The organism is Candidatus Nitrohelix vancouverensis (assembly GCA_015698305.1).
GTDB lineage: Bacteria > Nitrospinota > Nitrospinia > Nitrospinales > VA-1 > Nitrohelix > Nitrohelix vancouverensis.
The window spans coordinates 1,925,724-1,940,363 of sequence record CP048620.1; the positions used below are offsets into that span (position 1 = coordinate 1,925,724).

The 14,640-nt window shown below is 50.4% G+C and carries 13 protein-coding genes; 3 read left to right on the plus strand and 10 right to left on the minus strand.

The features are described 5' to 3' along the window. Window position 1: 1 nt before the first annotated feature. Both G3M78_08855 and G3M78_08860 read right to left on the minus strand, forming a co-directional pair. Window positions 2–1,204 carry a ferredoxin oxidoreductase gene (locus tag G3M78_08855; GenBank protein QPJ65495.1) on the minus strand — a complete coding sequence of 401 codons (1,203 nt, stop codon included), beginning with the start codon at window positions 1,202–1,204 and terminating at the stop codon, window positions 2–4. A gap of 342 nt (window positions 1,205–1,546) precedes the next feature. Then, window positions 1,547–1,882 carry a hypothetical protein gene (locus tag G3M78_08860; protein ID QPJ65496.1) on the minus strand — a complete coding sequence of 112 codons (336 nt, stop codon included), beginning with the start codon at window positions 1,880–1,882 and terminating at the stop codon, window positions 1,547–1,549. Window positions 1,883–2,006: 124 nt separating this feature from the next. Here G3M78_08860 and G3M78_08865 point away from each other — a divergent pair, with 124 nt between their 5' ends. Together G3M78_08865 and G3M78_08870 are read left to right on the plus strand one after the other, a co-directional pair. Then, window positions 2,007–2,288: a hypothetical protein gene (locus tag G3M78_08865; GenBank protein QPJ65497.1), complete on the plus strand. Its 282-nt coding sequence runs from the start codon at window positions 2,007–2,009 to the stop codon at window positions 2,286–2,288. A 114-nt stretch (window positions 2,289–2,402) separates the two neighbouring features. Continuing rightward, on the plus strand, window positions 2,403–2,840 hold the full coding sequence (locus tag G3M78_08870; GenBank protein QPJ65498.1) for a DUF1841 family protein: 438 nt from the start codon (window positions 2,403–2,405) through the stop codon (window positions 2,838–2,840). A 4-nt stretch (window positions 2,841–2,844) separates the two neighbouring features. Here G3M78_08870 and G3M78_08875 read toward each other — a convergent pair whose 3' ends face one another. From G3M78_08875 to fliD, 5 genes are all read right to left on the minus strand, one after another. Beyond that, a complete protein-coding gene (locus G3M78_08875) occupies window positions 2,845–3,042 on the minus strand; it encodes a hypothetical protein (protein QPJ65499.1) in 198 nt (65 codons plus the stop codon). Between the two features lie 106 nt (window positions 3,043–3,148). Then, on the minus strand, window positions 3,149–4,021 hold the full coding sequence (gene sucD / locus G3M78_08880; protein QPJ65500.1) for a succinate--CoA ligase subunit alpha: 873 nt from the start codon (window positions 4,019–4,021) through the stop codon (window positions 3,149–3,151). Further along, window positions 4,018–5,178, minus strand: a complete 1,161-nt coding sequence (sucC, locus tag G3M78_08885) for an ADP-forming succinate--CoA ligase subunit beta (protein QPJ65501.1) — start codon at window positions 5,176–5,178, stop codon at window positions 4,018–4,020. The genes sucD and sucC overlap by 4 nt, the downstream gene beginning before the upstream one ends. A 190-nt stretch (window positions 5,179–5,368) precedes the next feature. Further along, window positions 5,369–5,791 (minus strand): flagellar export chaperone FliS, encoded by a 423-nt coding sequence (gene fliS / locus G3M78_08890; GenBank protein ID QPJ65502.1) that lies wholly within the window; start codon window positions 5,789–5,791, stop codon window positions 5,369–5,371. Between the two features lie 114 nt (window positions 5,792–5,905). Continuing rightward, window positions 5,906–7,528, minus strand: a complete 1,623-nt coding sequence (fliD, locus tag G3M78_08895) for a flagellar filament capping protein FliD (protein QPJ65503.1) — start codon at window positions 7,526–7,528, stop codon at window positions 5,906–5,908. A gap of 242 nt (window positions 7,529–7,770) precedes the next feature. Between fliD and G3M78_08900 the strand changes: the two genes are divergently transcribed. Next, complete coding sequence (locus G3M78_08900) at window positions 7,771–8,451, plus strand: DEAD/DEAH box helicase (protein ID QPJ65504.1); 681 nt, start codon at window positions 7,771–7,773, stop codon at window positions 8,449–8,451. Window position 8,452: 1 nt separating this feature from the next. Here the strand turns inward: G3M78_08900 and G3M78_08905 are convergent, their stop codons facing one another. The 3 genes from G3M78_08905 to G3M78_08915 form a co-directional block, all read right to left on the minus strand. Continuing rightward, window positions 8,453–9,442: a MoxR family ATPase gene (locus tag G3M78_08905; GenBank protein QPJ65505.1), complete on the minus strand. Its 990-nt coding sequence runs from the start codon at window positions 9,440–9,442 to the stop codon at window positions 8,453–8,455. Window positions 9,443–9,523: 81 nt separating this feature from the next. After that, a complete protein-coding gene (locus G3M78_08910) occupies window positions 9,524–11,083 on the minus strand; it encodes a tetratricopeptide repeat protein (protein QPJ65506.1) in 1,560 nt (519 codons plus the stop codon). Next, window positions 11,080–14,412: a DUF4175 family protein gene (locus G3M78_08915; GenBank protein ID QPJ65507.1), complete on the minus strand. Its 3,333-nt coding sequence runs from the start codon at window positions 14,410–14,412 to the stop codon at window positions 11,080–11,082. The genes G3M78_08910 and G3M78_08915 overlap by 4 nt, the downstream gene beginning before the upstream one ends. Between the last annotated feature and the right edge of the window lie 228 nt (window positions 14,413–14,640).

The window sequence follows — 14,640 nt, forward strand, 5'->3', positions numbered from 1 at the left end:
CTTACGGATAGTCTTTTCGTGCTTGAGCCAGCCACTCCAGAACCATCTCTGTGGGCATGGTCATGCCGCCGTAAACGCGCGGTCCACCAAAAATCTTAGCCTTACATTCGCCGTACAGAGTGCTACAAACTTCTTTGTGCAACCAACCTGCCTGATTGAACTCGGGAATCAAAATGCGTTTTGCATCTTTTACTGCGGCGATGATCTGCTGTCCCGGCCATGGGCGAATGGTTTTCACTTTCACGAGTCCCACGGTTCGTCCTTGCTCGCCTTCCTGGCGTACGGCTTCGCGAGCCTGTGATACGGCGGAACCGGATGCGATGATGAAGTCTTCGGCGCCGGGGTTGACAACTTCAATGCGTCCTTGGAGAAGTTTCTCAAAGTATTTGCCTGAGCGCTCAACTGCGGCGAAAACTTCCTGCTGCCAGCTTGCGTGCATGTGGTAGCTGATGAAGTTACTTTTCTGGATTGGCGCGTCGCGCGAAATACGCGCGGGCGGATTTTCGTTGTCCATAGCGGGTACGCAGTTTTTCCAGCCGTCGCGTTTGGTCAGCTTGTATTTTTCCGACGGCAAGGATACCGGGCCGCGAGCATGCGTAACAAAGAAACCGTCTACCGAAACCACACAGGGCAGGGTCACGTCGACATGATCCACAACCTCGGTTGCGGCGAGGGTGTAGTCGAAGAAATCCTGCTGGTTTTCTGCATGAAGCATCAACATACCGGTGTTGATCAAGAAGGACATTTCAATGTTGTCGGGCTGAATTGCGAGAGGCGTGTTGATAACGCGACACATGTTGAGAAGAATCGGGTTAACGCGCGCGCCAGGCCAGGAGCTGATCGCTTCCATACCGCGCATCAGGCCGGGGCCGGAGGTGGCGGTCAAGGCTCGAACGCCTGCGCGGGATGCCCCGGCAATGGCGGACATAACGCCGATTTCTTCTTCACCACGATAGTATTCTTTAATATAGCCGTCATCGTAGAGGTAACCTGCTTGTTGCATGGTTTCACTCTGAGGGGTGATGGGGTAAGAGATCGCAACGTCTACGTTAGCACGGCGAATCGCTTCTCGCGCCGCTTCGCTACCCGTAATGAACTGAAGCTCGCGCGGCAATTCAAGAAGCATTTTTTCAGCTGAGATTTCTGTTTGTAAATCGCCTGCGGGAACCCAGTCTTTAGGTTTCGCGATAGCTGCATCAGACATGTGACACTCCTGTATTTAAAATATAAAAATGAATATATGTAAACTTCAGGTTAATGGATACAAATCCCCTACGTGACTTTATTCGCTAATGATAGGGAAAATAACATATTTGGCATATGAGAACAATATGAAGAAGAAACTTTCTTCATATTTTTCCCTGACACTAATTATTTTGAAGATGAAGCGTTCTGAGTTTTCCCGCCAGCCAACTCAGAAAACTTGATAGTTGCATTCAAAATGGGATCAATTAACTCTATCAGCCTTATTCTATGTAAAATTCTCTCAGTTTGGAATGCTTATTTTTAATAGAATCTCCTGATAATGTCAAGTCCCCCCAATATTTCAGGATTTTGAACGCTCTTCCTCGGGAATCATTCCTTCCAGAATCGACAACTCTTTCAGATAAGTGAAGGCTTTTTCCAAAAATTCATTCATTGAGGAATCGTTCCTGAACAAAAGCGTTTTGCTTGCCAGTTCTGTGGTGTGGCAGACTTCATATTTAATAGGTTCCGAGCTGATGTATTTGACGATGTCGGCTTCCCAGTGAATATGGTGGATCTCTTCTTGAGGTTTACTGCCAACGACGACGCCGTAATCGCCCACTTTGTACAGGAACTGATAGCCTCCCTGTCCGTTGGGTTCGGTCCTCGTGAGAATGAGATTGTTCTGATTAATCATAGGTTTTTAAATTTTATATAGGGATGTTCTTGATTTTATCGAATATTAATTTAGTGTGCTATATTAACCTTCCTGCAAGCCGCTAGGCTAGGAAAATCTTTAAATTTATTCAAGAGATGGGCTTATGGATGCTATAGAATTGAACGATCCTGCCAAGATCGAGGAGTTTTTAGGAAACATTTCTCTTTCCGGAGAGGGTTTTAAGACAGATTGTCTTTTATTGGACGTGTATGAAGCGGGGCTGGATTACCCGGATTTTCTCAAGGCGGAAGGGGAGGATGCCGACGCCAGTTACAAAGGTGAGACGCCTGCATGGGCGAAATATCATGTGCGCCAGGGGAAACGGGTGTTCATGGTCTATGGCGGGCGTGGGTCACGCCGGACGCACTTCTCTGAAACGCCTTAGGATGTATTTTGTCCTCGAACGAGGGCAAAGTTTTAGGAACCCAGGCTCTGATGAAATCATCCAAGCAGATACTTCATCTTTATAAATGATTAGAATTGAGGACTGAATAACGCCATGCAATTTGACAAAGAAACTCAAGTAAGGATTTTACGCGTTGCCGCTGATCGTATTGACGGTCGACCGATCCCGGAAATGGATGCGGCGATTGCCCAGGTGATGGATTATCATCCGGAGTTTGAAGAAATATGGGGACAGGGGGAGCTTGCCACTTATCCTCAGGAAATCGACGGCAATATTGTGAATCCTTTTGTGCACACGGTTTTGCATGTGATCGTTGACAAGCAGATCAAGGATCAGGATCCTGAATTTGTCGCGATCACGATGGATCGTTTGATGAAGGATGGGGTTGCGGATCGCCACGAAGTTTTGCATGGCATCATTGCGGCGTATGCGGAAGTGTATTTTTCCAACTTCAGGCAGGGAAAACCCTTTGACTACCTTGATTATCAGAGCCGACTGAAAAACCTGTACATACAAATGGAGGAAGGCTGAGCGCCTACTCCCATTGGCCGGGTTTCAGTCTTTCGTGGCAGACTTCGCAATAATCATCCGTGTAGCTGTTGGGATGAAAGCATTCGGGGCAACGAAGTTCCTTGTCGCTTCCATAGGGAGTGAAAATGGCAAGACAGTTCTTGCACCAGGAGGCTTTATCTTCATTCGCGGTCCCGCACTGGGGACATTTATCAATAGACATACATCTTAGATGGGCGCTTTGGGGAATTCGTTTCGAATTATTTTCCCGCCCGGTGAAAGGAACGTGTGGGGAATGCCGGCGGCGTTACGCCGCCGTTTTGATTTTGCTACTTCTTCAAAGCCTGAGCGATGGTTTTGCCAAGATCCGCCGGGCTTTTGACTACTTTGATGCCGCACTTCTTCATGATTTTCATTTTTTCTTCAGCCGTTCCCTGTCCGCCGGAAATGATGGCGCCGGCATGACCCATGCGTCTGCCCGGAGGAGCGGTTTGACCTGCAATGAAACCAACGACGGGTTTGGTGACATGCTTTTTAATGTAATAGGCGGCTTCATCTTCTGCGGTGCCGCCGATCTCGCCGATCATACAAATGGCTTTCGTGCCTTTGTCTTTCTGAAATAATTCCAGGGTGTCAATGTAGCGCGTGCCGATGATGGGGTCGCCGCCAATGCCGACGCAGGTGGATTGACCGATGCCGAGCTTGGTCAACTGTCCGACCGCTTCGTAAGTCAGCGTGCCGCTTCGGGAAATGATGCCGACCGAGCCTTTTTTGTGAATGTGCGCGGGCATGATGCCGATTTTGCATTTGCCGGGGGAGATCACGCCGGGGCAGTTCGGGCCGACCAGTCTGGAGGAAGTGTTTTGAATGTAGCGGTACACTTCGACCATGTCGTAAACCGGAATGCCTTCGGTGATACAAATGATCAGTTCGATGCCTGCATCTGCGGCTTCCAGAATGGCGTCTGCGGCAAATGGAGGCGGAACAAAAATCATGGTGGCGTTGGCCTTGGCTTTTTGTACCGCGTCTTTGACCGTGTCAAACACCGGAACGCCTAGAACCTTTTGACCGCCTTTGCCGGGGGTGACGCCTCCGACAAGTTTGGTGCCGTAATTTTTGCATTGTTCGGCATGAAACATGCCTTCACGTCCGGTGATGCCTTGGACGATCAATCGGGTTTTTTCGTCTACGAGAATGCTCATTGGATTGCCTTGACCACTTTTTGCGCGGCGTCCTTCATGCCGTCGCCTACCAGGAAATTCATCCCGGAATTTTTCAGTATTAGATGACCATCTTCCATATTGGTGCCTTCCATACGGACAACGATGGGAACTTTAACATCCAGTTTTTTTGCGGCGGAAACGACGCCTCTTGCGAGGATGTCGCAACGCAGTATGCCACCAAAGATATTGATGAAGATGGCTTTGACGTGCGGATCTGCCAGGAGGATGCGGAATCCGTTTTCGATCATTTCTTCATTGGCTCCGCCGCCCACGTCGAGAAAGTTGGCGGGCTCGCCGCCGGACAGTTTGATGATGTCCATGGTCGCCATTGCCAGTCCGGCGCCGTTGACCATACAACCGATATTGCCTTCGAGTTTGATGTAGTTGAGGTTGAAGGAGCTTGCATCAACTTCCATCGGGTCTTCTTCGTCGAGGTCGCGATACGCCAGAGTGTCTTTATGGCGGTGCATGGCGTTGTCGTCGATGTCAAACTTGGCGTCCAGGCTCAAAACCCGATTCTCCCGCGTGATTACGAGCGGGTTGATCTCCAGCATGGAGCAGTCTTCTTTTTTGAAGCATTCATAGAGGTTGATGATGAATGGCACCATCTCCTTCATGGCTTCCTTGCTGACGTTGAGCTGAAACGCAATTTTTCTGGCAAGATAGGGTTTGACGCCGATGACGGGGTCGACCGTTTCCTTGATAATTTTTTCGGGCGTCTCTGCGGCGACTTCCTCAATCTCCATGCCGCCTGCTTCGCTGGCCATGATGAGTGGAAGGCTGGTTTCGCGGTCGATGACAATGCCAAAATAAAGTTCTTTGGCAATGTCCATGCCCTCTTCAATAAGAACTTTTTTGACGAGTCGTCCTTCGGGGCCTGTCTGCGGAGTGACCAAGGTCATGCCCAGGATTTTCTTCGCATGTTTTTCAGCATCCGCCGGGCTTTTCGCGAGCTTTACGCCGCCGCCTTTACCGCGTCCGCCTGCATGAATCTGGGCTTTGACGACAACGACGGGCGTTCCGATTTTTTTGGCCGCGGCCGGAGCCTGCGACGCTTTATCAACGACAATCCCGTTAGGAACGGGAACGTTGTATTTTCTGAGTATTTCTTTGGCTTGATATTCGTGAATCTTCATAATTTTTTCGTTTATTTCGCTTCAAAAGGAAGCCAGTTTGTATCACAGGGGCTTCGGCTTGTCAAAACAAAATAAATACAAACCTTTTGCTTTAGCGCGGCTTGGAATTTTTACTGTTGCTTGGGTGGGGGATTAAAGAACGGGAGGGTGAGCGCGGATCAACGCATCGTAGGGCTTGGGCGCCGTGGCTTCAACATTTTGAGGTGATGGAACGAATCGGTTTCGCCTCGCCCTGATCTTCTTCCTGACTGAGTAGTTGTTGCCATGCTTCCAGTAATGGCGTGAGAACGCGTATCACGGATTCGAGCGCTTTCTTGTCGGATTTGATATTGGCCAGAGTCAACTGACGGATGATGAATTGGTAGAGCGATTCGAGTTTGTTTGCAACGTCGCCTCCCTTGTCCCGATCTAGAGCGAGCGATAGTTCGTTGATGATGTCGTGAGTCTTTCGGATATACAGACTTTTCTTCGCAATATCGTTAGAGTTCATGCTGTTCAGGGCCATACTGGAAAATTTAATCGCCCCTTCATACATCATGATAATGAGTTTTCCCTGATTGGACGTGGAAATCTCATTTTTCCGGTATTGGTAGTGGAAATTAGAGGGAACCATATATCGTAAAACTCCTAGTCAATTTAAAATCTACCTGCTCTTGATCGGTTTTTTAATAGTTGCTCGAAAAATCTACTTGCTCTTGAACCATTCTTTGATACCTGTTTGAAAAATCTACTTGCTCTTGAACAGGTCTTGAATGCCTGCCAGAGCTTGTGAAAAAGTGTCTTTCTGAGAATTGAGTCTACCGACGACAATTTCCATGTTCGTGAACTTGCGTTGCAAGTCTTCTTCAAACAGCAACAGCCGCTCTTCCATCTTTAATATGGTCGTGTCAAAATCTGAAATCGTGTCTTCGACCGTATCGATTTCTGAGGACAGCGGTCCGTTGAGAGAGGTGTCTACCAAAAGATTCAGACTGCGATTCAAAATCTCTCCAACGCCCAGAGTCAACGTGATGGAGCCATAACTGCCGTCGCTCAAACTGGAAACGCGAAAGTTCAATCCTTCTGCGTCGGTGCCTTCGGCGCCTGCATAAAAATTGCCTCCGCCGACCGCGTCGACGTAATTGTTTTCTCCCGCTTTGCTGAGTTGCGGAACGCCGTTTTGCACGCGAATGTCATAGCTTCCCGATTGAGTTTCTTTGGTAAAGCCAACAAAAGTGATGCCGACATTGCTGGTGGAGCCTGTGCTGGTGAACAGCTTGCTGACGTTCTGTGGATCGCTTGCAAGCGCGCTGGTAAATTCGCTTTTATCGAGTAGCAATGTGCCGTCGGACTGCGTGGAAATACCGATCTGGGCCAGAAAATTGAACTGTCCTGTTACGCCCTGAACCTGATTCGTTATGGTGGAGCGTAAAGTCTGTTGCAGATTCTGGACGGTAAAATTACCAAACAGGGTGCCGGTTTGATTGGTCGATACATCGACTTTCAATTGTTCGCCAATGAACAGCATCAGATCGTTGAAGCCTTCGACAAAATTAGAAATCTTGTCCGTCACGGCGTTTGTATCTGTAGACAGCGTCAATACACCGGTTCCCACAGACTGCAGGGATAAGGTGACTCCTGGCAAAACGTCGTTGACGACGTTCGAGTTTTTTGAAATCGCGATGCCATCCACTTCCATCAATGCATTTTGCGCCGCTTGCGTCTGGGTGAAACTGGTGACTTCGGTGTCGTTGCCTCCGAGTCCGCCAATGAAGTGCTGGATGGTCACCTCGTTGTTGACGCCGGTTTTCGTGCCTGAAATGAGTAGCTTGATCGGGTTGGTCGGGTCGCCATCGTTCAAAAAAGATGCTGAAACATTGGCCCCGGAGTTATTGATGGCAAGCCGCAGTCCATCAACGGTGTTGTTTGAGGAATCGATGATGATGCTGACGGTTTTGGTCCCGTCAAAGATCTCTACGGTGCCGCTGGGCACTGTTGCGCCTGTGGATCGATAGCCTTCGGAAACGATTTTGGTTTCTTTAGCCAGCTGGGTGACGTTGAGCGAAAAGGTGCCGGATGTTGCTGAACTGGTCGAGGTGATGTCGACCACGGTGTTGCCGCTGGATGTGTCGTTGTTGGAAAATTGCCCTTTGGTGGACAGCAGTCGGCCGTCTGTGTTGATAGTGTTGACGACACTCTTGAAGGTCTGCAAACGGGATTTTAGTTCCTGGAAAACGGAAAGTTTCTGGACCTCTCTCTCCTGCTGGGAGATCATCAGTTCAATCGGCTGCGCTTCGAGAGAAACCAGATTGTTGATGATGCCCTGGGAGTCGAGTCCTGAATTGATTCCAGAAAGAGATGCGATTGCCATTTAGATTCTCAAGTGTACAAGGGTTGATCCAACTGCTTACCAGTAGATATCGGCCTGTTTGGATTCAAACTTTAACGGATTCTGGCTTTAGCGACGCGTTTGATCGAATGCGGAATTTATCTTGGCGGCAGGGCGGGGAAAATCCTGTAACTCTTTTAATTATAAGGCTTCTAAAAAAACGCTTGATTTGATGGTTTGGGGCGCTAAAGTGAGCTTTAAAAGATAATTTGAAAGAGATTGCTATGAACGAACAAATGGGCCTGTTTGGCGATATGGATGATTCAACGCCCGTTTTGGTAAAGAAAACGGAACCGGTGGCGGCGACGAAACCGAGGATTTTATATTTCGACCTGGAAACCCAGAAGGGGTCGAACGACGTGGGTGGCTGGTCGAATATCCATAAAATGTTGCTCGCCGTCGGCGTGGTGTGGGACAGCCGGGAGGATAAATACTTTTCTTATTTTGAAAAGGATGCGCCCGCTCTGTTGGAAAAACTACGTTCCGCCGATCTGGTGGTGGGGTTTAACGTGATTGGTTTTGATTATACGGTGATGCAACCTTACGCAGAATTTGATCTTGCGGAGATCAATACTTTCGACATGATTCTTGATGTGAAGAAAAAACTGGGCTTCCGTCTGGCTCTGAATCACCTGGCGCAATACACGCTGGACGCCGAAAAGAGCGCCGACGGTCTGGTGTCTTTACAATGGTACAAGGAATACGAAGCGTCCGGCGACCCGGCCCTGTTAAAGAAAATTGAAAGCTACTGCATTCAGGACGTGCAGATCACCCGAGATTTATTCTTGTTCGGAGCGGATAACGGCTACGTGAATTACCAGACGCGCGGCGGTAAAAACGCGCGCATGGAAGTGGACTGGAAAATAGAGAATTTCCTGCCCGCCCAAAAGAAACTGGCGCCCTGATTTATTTTTCCTTGACCCAGCCCAGCAGTTTGTCCACAACGGCGGGAGTGGTGACGTTCTCCGCTTCCGCTTTGAAGTTCAGGATGATCCGGTGCTCCAGCGCCTGACGCGCGATGGACTTGACGTCTTCAATTGAGACGGTGGTTCGATTGTCCATCAATGCCTTGGCTTTCGCGCCGAGAAGCAGGTACTGCGAAGCGCGCGGCCCCGCCCCCCATTCCACCCATTCATTGATAAAATCCGCTCCGGTTCCATTGTTGCTGGGGCGCGTCGCCTGCGCGAGTCGCACCGCGTATTGCGCCACATGTTCTGAGACGGGAACGCGCGGCACCAGGTCCTGGAGTTTTTGAACTTCTTCCGCATTGAGCACGACTTCCAGTTCCGGCGTGTCGCCCGAGGTGGTGGACAGGGCGATTTGCACCTCCTGCTCGAATGACGGGTAGGTGACGTTGATGAGGAACATGAATCGGTCGAGTTGGGCTTCCGGCAAAGGGTAGGTGCCTTCGTGTTCGATCGGGTTCTGCGTTGCGAATACGAGGAAGGGCTGATCCAGATCGTAGGTGTTGCCGCCGACCGTGACCTGCTTTTCCTGCATCGCCTGTAGCAAGGCGGCTTGCGTTTTGGGCGGCGTGCGGTTGATTTCGTCCGCCAGAATAACGTTAGCGAAGATCGGCCCCTTGATGAATCGGAACGAGCGTCCGCCGGTCGATTGATCTTCATAAAGGATATCTGTTCCCGTGATGTCCGAAGGCATCAGGTCGGGCGTGAACTGGATGCGGCTGAATTTGAGATTGAGCACGCGCGCGAGCGCGCTCATCAGCAGGGTCTTGGCGAGTCCCGGAACGCCGACAAACAGACAATGTCCCTTGCAGAACAGGGCGATCAGCAGGTTTTCAATGACCTCTTCCTGACCAATGATGATTTTGCCAATTTCACGGGTCACTTTTTCTTTTGCCTGGACCAGTTCGGCGGCCAGTTTCATATCATCCATTGAGTTGCTCCATAAAATAATAAGCGCCTTTGAGATCGTTACTGCGAACGGCGCGGAATTCGAAGGTTTGGCGTCAAAACTTCATTCTATATAGCTATACAAGGTCTCTTGCAATCGTTTTTTGTCCGGCAGACCCAGGCTTTGATAGGTTTGAATGAGTTGCAGGTGGACGTAGGGATTGAAAGGATTGATGCGCAGAGCCTGCTCCAGATAGCTTTGCGCTTTCGGTCGGTCATTGGTTTGCAGATAGACGTTCGCCAGATTCACCAGCGTGGTCGAGAACATGGGGTAGAATTCGAGACTCTTTTGTAACAGGAGTTCCGCTTTCTCCGGATCGCCGGAACTGAGGTAAGCGGCGGCGAGTTTGTTGTAAAGGATCGGGTTGAGGCTTTCGGTTTCCTTGACGGCTTTTTCATATTCCACCACCGCCGCTTCCATGTAGTTGCGAGACTTCAGGACATCGGCGAGGAAGGTCAGGTCGCGCGTGCGCTTTTCCTGAATTTGACGGTAACTTGTTTCGTCTTCGCTTTCCCCGTCTTTCTTGAATTGCAGGAGCAAGGTTTTGTGACCGGGAATGTTCTTCAGTTTCATTTTTCTGGCGTGGACTTCCCAGGCCTCCTGAAACTGCGCCAGCGAGAGTCCCAGCTCTCGTTCCAGCATCGGCGTGAACTCTTCCTTGCCGGTCGCCAGTTGCTCCAGCATTCGGGACAAGAAGGCTTCTCCTTTGAGTTCGAAAATATGTTCCATCATCGTAGACACCTGCGCGTAGGCCAGTTGAACGTCTTCCGCGGATTTCAATTTGGCGAGCGAGGGCATCATCTGATCGAGGGAAATCAGGTAATTGTTTTCCAGTCCGCTGGCGAGGATGGTTTCCATGATCGGGTTCAGATATTTTTTCTCACCGCGCCAACGGCTCTCAAGGTATTTGGCCGCGCCTTCATGCAACCAGAGCGGGAAATGATTCCTGCTCTTGCGCGTCAGTACATAATGCACGTATTCATGGCTCAGCGTGTCCAGCCAGTTGTAGCCGCGCGCCAGATAGCGCGGGGAGATGATCATGATGCGATTGTATTTGCAAAGCGCAACGGTTCCCGATGTTTCGATATCCTTGAGGGTGAGAGGCGACACCTGGGAGAACGGCTCCTGGCCCGGATAGATTTCGACAATGATTTTTTCTTTGGGATGAAAACCGAGCAGGTCGCCCAGAATCTTGTAGGATGCTTCCAGCGCTTCTTCGGCGAAGGGCAGGAGGACCGCGTCGGGGCCATCGACATATCGGAACTCAAAGCGCTCAGATTTTCTGGTGACGAATCGTTTGGAGATTTTGTGCGTGGCGTTGACCAGCGTGCGGAATTCTTCGACGTTCTCATGTTGTCCGCCCACCTGCTTCATGATATCGGCGGCGACCTCGTAATTTCCCTTGAAAAATTCAACGCGGGCTTTGAGAAAATAAGCGTCGCCAGAGGACGGATATTTTTTGATCAAGGCTTCGGCGAGTTCGTCCGCTTCCTCAATGGCCCAGTCGCCGACCAGTTCATGTCCCTTGAAAACCGCATCGGGGGTCGCGCGCAATTGTTGCGCTGAGACCGTTGACGCGACGAGGCTGAATAGAAAAATTGCGAAAATCGTTCGGAACATCATTTGACCAGTTCTTTGTAATATTCCATGACGCGCTTTTCATAACTCTCGGGAGTGGACTTCTTCATGGCGTTCAAAATCTCCTCCCGGAACGCCTTGGGCGCCTTGTATTGATCTTCTGAAGGCAGAAGCACTTTCTCCTTCTGCATGCGCGAAGAACCGCCGCGTCGCGAATCGCGCGATCGCCCAGTGCCGAGTTTCATCGGACTTTGGCGGCGTCCATTCTGGCCCATCTGCTGACCCGCGTCTCTCATCTGTTTCAGCATGTCTTTGGTTTGTTTCAGACTGCTGAGGGCGCTGTTGCCCGAGGAGATACTGCCCGAGACGTCCGGTTCCTGCATCCGGCGCGAACTCTGCTCCATGAAACGCTCTGTCTGCGACATCATTTTTGAGAGTTGCGATGGGATGGATGGGTTCTTCTGATTCATCTCGGAGAACTGCTGTTCCATCTCACGGGCTTCCTGGCTCAACTGCTGTTGCTGTTTCGCCATCTCTTGCAATTGTTGATTGTCCTGCGGCGTCAATCGCGACTGGAAGCTGTCCTTCATTTTTTTACCGAGCGAGCCGAGTTTCTTAGAAATCTCATTATTGAGATGGTTGATCGACTTGAGATCTTCATCAATACGATCGGCGATATCTTCCTTGCGATCTCTCGACATGCGCAGGTTGTTTTGCCAGCGGTAAATTTCAGGGTAAACGTTTTTGAACTCTTCGTTGAACTCCTTGAAGTCCGACAATTCGGCCAACTCTTCGAGGCTGTCATATTGTCGTTCGATTTGAGGGAGCGATTGGCGGAACTCGTGGAACTGACGCACCCGTAGAGAGTCAATATCGCCCTCGACCTCGGACAGTTTCCTTCTCGCCTTGTTCAATTCCTGAAACTGTTGGGTCACGTCGCCTTTCAGACTCGATTCCACCACCTCTTTTTCCATTTTGCGCAGGAACTCCTGAGCCGCGGCATGGCGGTCGAGTAGCTTCTCCAGACTTTGCATGGTGGGGTGAGAGGACAGAAAGTTTAGATCTCCTTTCAACAAGCTTTGCACCTGATTGACGAGTTCTTTCAACTCTTTAAAAAATTCGTCCATTTCGGAAGAAAAACTTTCCGATTGAGCGTCGCGTAGCGATTGATTGATCTTTGCGCCTTGATCGACCAGTTGTTTCTGTTTGTTTTCCAGCGAGTCGAGACTGTCGATGGATTGATCGAGTTGTTCCATGAGCTGTTGATCGACCATGTTCTCCATCTGGTTCTCGGCCTGCTCCAACTGGTTCGCCATGGACTGAATATCCTTGGACAAACGTTCCAGTTCTTTCATCGCCTGATCCATCTTGCCTTCGTTGGCGAGTTGCGAGATGCGATCCAGAGCGGCGGAAAAATTCTCAGGATTCATGTTTTTGAATGCGTTTCGATTCAAAAATTCATCAGGCAGGGACTGTGTCTGGCGCGCCAGCTGTTCCATCATTTTCTGCAAGGTCTGCTTCATCTTGTCAATTTTGGAACGCAAAGCGGATGAGTCGACGGATTTTTCCTGATCGCGGATCGCTTCGAATTCTTTTTTCAATTCTTCGGCGAGCGTTTCCAGTTGGTTTTCCAAATCCATGACCTGATCCATTTTTTGCCGGTTGGTCATGCGGATGAGAAAGAGTAAATCCGTTTCAAGTCGCCTGACCAGACGATCGTAAAGGGACTCATGCTCGGTCGGCGTGATGGAGACGGGCGTCGGTTTGTGAATGTTGTTCTGCATCTCCGTGAGCGCGGCGATGTGCTCCTGGCGCAAGCGCATCATCCCGTTGGCGAGATTCTCCATCAGATTGAGATAGCTCTGCGGAAAATCAGTGATCGCTTTTGCGCGTTCCAGTATGGATTGGGCCAGACCGATGGGTTCGATCATGCGGTCCACATTCTGCGAGAACAGCGGCTTCCATTTGAGCGGTCCTTTCGGAGACGAGACGAGGGTGACGCCTTCGACCAGATTATTCGCAAGCAGAGCGAGGAGCGTGTCGGCGAGTTGATCCTGCAAGGCCACCAGATCCTCGCGCTCTCGGTTGGAATCGAAGATGGTGAACGAATAGGTTTCCGATTGACCGAGATTGGGACCGGTCACGTTGTCGTTGTCCTGCGCTTCGATGTAATACTGCACTTCGTCGCCGGACTGAAGACCGAGCGCGCCCAGATCCCAGGTGTGGTCGCCTTGCGGCGCCTTCTCTGACAGTTTGTATTTTTTGATCGTCTCGCGATAGATTTCGCCGTTGATGTGAGCGACAAGGTCGACCTGGGATACGCCGTAATCGTCGGAACATTCGTAAAAGATTTTGATCTTGTCGGTTTCAAAATAAACCGGCTTGGGATTAGAGAGAAATAAAATGATTCGCGGCGACTTGTCCTTCTCCAGTTCGATGGGAAATTTTTCAGTCAAGCGATGTTTTTTGCCTTTGGAGTCTTTCGCGAGGATTTGGTAATGCCCCTCGTTGCGGGTCAGAAATGCGCCCTGAACCGCGCTCTCTCCAACCTGCTTCATGGCAAAATGATCTTCTTCATTGACCGCCAGTTCAACGGCGCGCGGCGCGGGCGTGATCTCGGCGCGTATTTTGACTTCGGTGCCGGGCAGGGCCTTCACCGCTCCATCTGAATTGGCGATGCGTTTTCCGGGCAGTCCGGTATAAGCGGGAAATTGCAGATGCAATTCGAGATTGTCGAGCTTGTAGGATGCGCCGTGCGCGTCTGCGTCCAAGGGGGCGCCTGACGAAGGACTTCCTGCAGGGGCTTCTGCGACCTGAGGCGAAGACCATTGCTGATAGCTCGTCGAAAAGAATCCCGGAGCGCCAAAATAAAGCGCGCCTATCAACGCCAATACGCTGGCAAAAACTGCGCGACTCTGCCTGACGGGCCTGGAGTTTACGAAATCGTCAGGCGATAAATCTTTCAGGGAATCCTGGGTTCGCGCGAGCAGTTCGCGAATGAAATCGAGAGAAACCGCGCGGTTGGACTCGGGATCGTCGAGGCGTTTTTGCAATTGCCAGGAATTGACCAAATCGTTGTTCAAGGTTTGCTGATTTTTTTCTACCAATAGAGCGGCGTCGCTCCCGCTAAAATGGGACCAGGCGCCGCGGATGAAAAAGCGATAAAAAATGAAAAGCAACGGTAGCGCGAACGCGGCGGCAAACCCGTAGGGCGGATGCAGGGCCGCTGGATAAAAATAAGCCAGCGTCGCGCCGGAGATGAGGAAGAGTCCCAGCCAGGCGACGGCGTACTGCAACCCTGCGACGCTGAACACCGCGGCTCGTTTCCTGCGAACCCGGGCGATGAAATGATTGATTGCGTGACGCGCTTCCATTGAATGCTTCCTGAAAAATAAATTGATTCCCTTCTATTTTAGCACTCCTCCGGTCGGAATGAAAATTTTGAAGCGTATCTTTTCAATGATCTTTTTTAACGATGCTCAGAGCTTTTCCTACCTTTAAAATCGAATCGGCAAATAACTATCCTGCCGTGAGGCCTCGAAGGTCTGTCTGCATGGCGTCTTGCAGGGCAGAGCGTCTTCGGGGGATGGGAAATCAAAGGA

What these genes read in the sequence shown, in the direction of transcription:
- fliD (QPJ65503.1), bottom strand. Translation starts at nt 7,528, where the DNA reads ATGGCAATCGCATCTCTTTCTGGAATCAATTCAGGACTCGACTCCCAG.
- G3M78_08910 (QPJ65506.1), bottom strand. Translation starts at nt 11,083, where the DNA reads ATGATGTTCCGAACGATTTTCGCAATTTTTCTATTCAGCCTCGTCGCG.
- G3M78_08875 (QPJ65499.1), bottom strand. Translation starts at nt 3,042, where the DNA reads ATGTCTATTGATAAATGTCCCCAGTGCGGGACCGCGAATGAAGATAAA.
- G3M78_08905 (QPJ65505.1), bottom strand. Translation starts at nt 9,442, where the DNA reads ATGGATGATATGAAACTGGCCGCCGAACTGGTCCAGGCAAAAGAAAAA.
- G3M78_08860 (QPJ65496.1), bottom strand. Translation starts at nt 1,882, where the DNA reads ATGATTAATCAGAACAATCTCATTCTCACGAGGACCGAACCCAACGGA.
- G3M78_08870 (QPJ65498.1), top strand. Translation starts at nt 2,403, where the DNA reads ATGCAATTTGACAAAGAAACTCAAGTAAGGATTTTACGCGTTGCCGCT.
- sucD (QPJ65500.1), bottom strand. Translation starts at nt 4,021, where the DNA reads ATGAGCATTCTCGTAGACGAAAAAACCCGATTGATCGTCCAAGGCATC.
- G3M78_08900 (QPJ65504.1), top strand. Translation starts at nt 7,771, where the DNA reads ATGAACGAACAAATGGGCCTGTTTGGCGATATGGATGATTCAACGCCC.
- G3M78_08855 (QPJ65495.1), bottom strand. Translation starts at nt 1,204, where the DNA reads ATGTCTGATGCAGCTATCGCGAAACCTAAAGACTGGGTTCCCGCAGGC.
- sucC (QPJ65501.1), bottom strand. Translation starts at nt 5,178, where the DNA reads ATGAAGATTCACGAATATCAAGCCAAAGAAATACTCAGAAAATACAAC.
- fliS (QPJ65502.1), bottom strand. Translation starts at nt 5,791, where the DNA reads ATGGTTCCCTCTAATTTCCACTACCAATACCGGAAAAATGAGATTTCC.
- G3M78_08915 (QPJ65507.1), bottom strand. Translation starts at nt 14,412, where the DNA reads ATGGAAGCGCGTCACGCAATCAATCATTTCATCGCCCGGGTTCGCAGG.
- G3M78_08865 (QPJ65497.1), top strand. Translation starts at nt 2,007, where the DNA reads ATGGATGCTATAGAATTGAACGATCCTGCCAAGATCGAGGAGTTTTTA.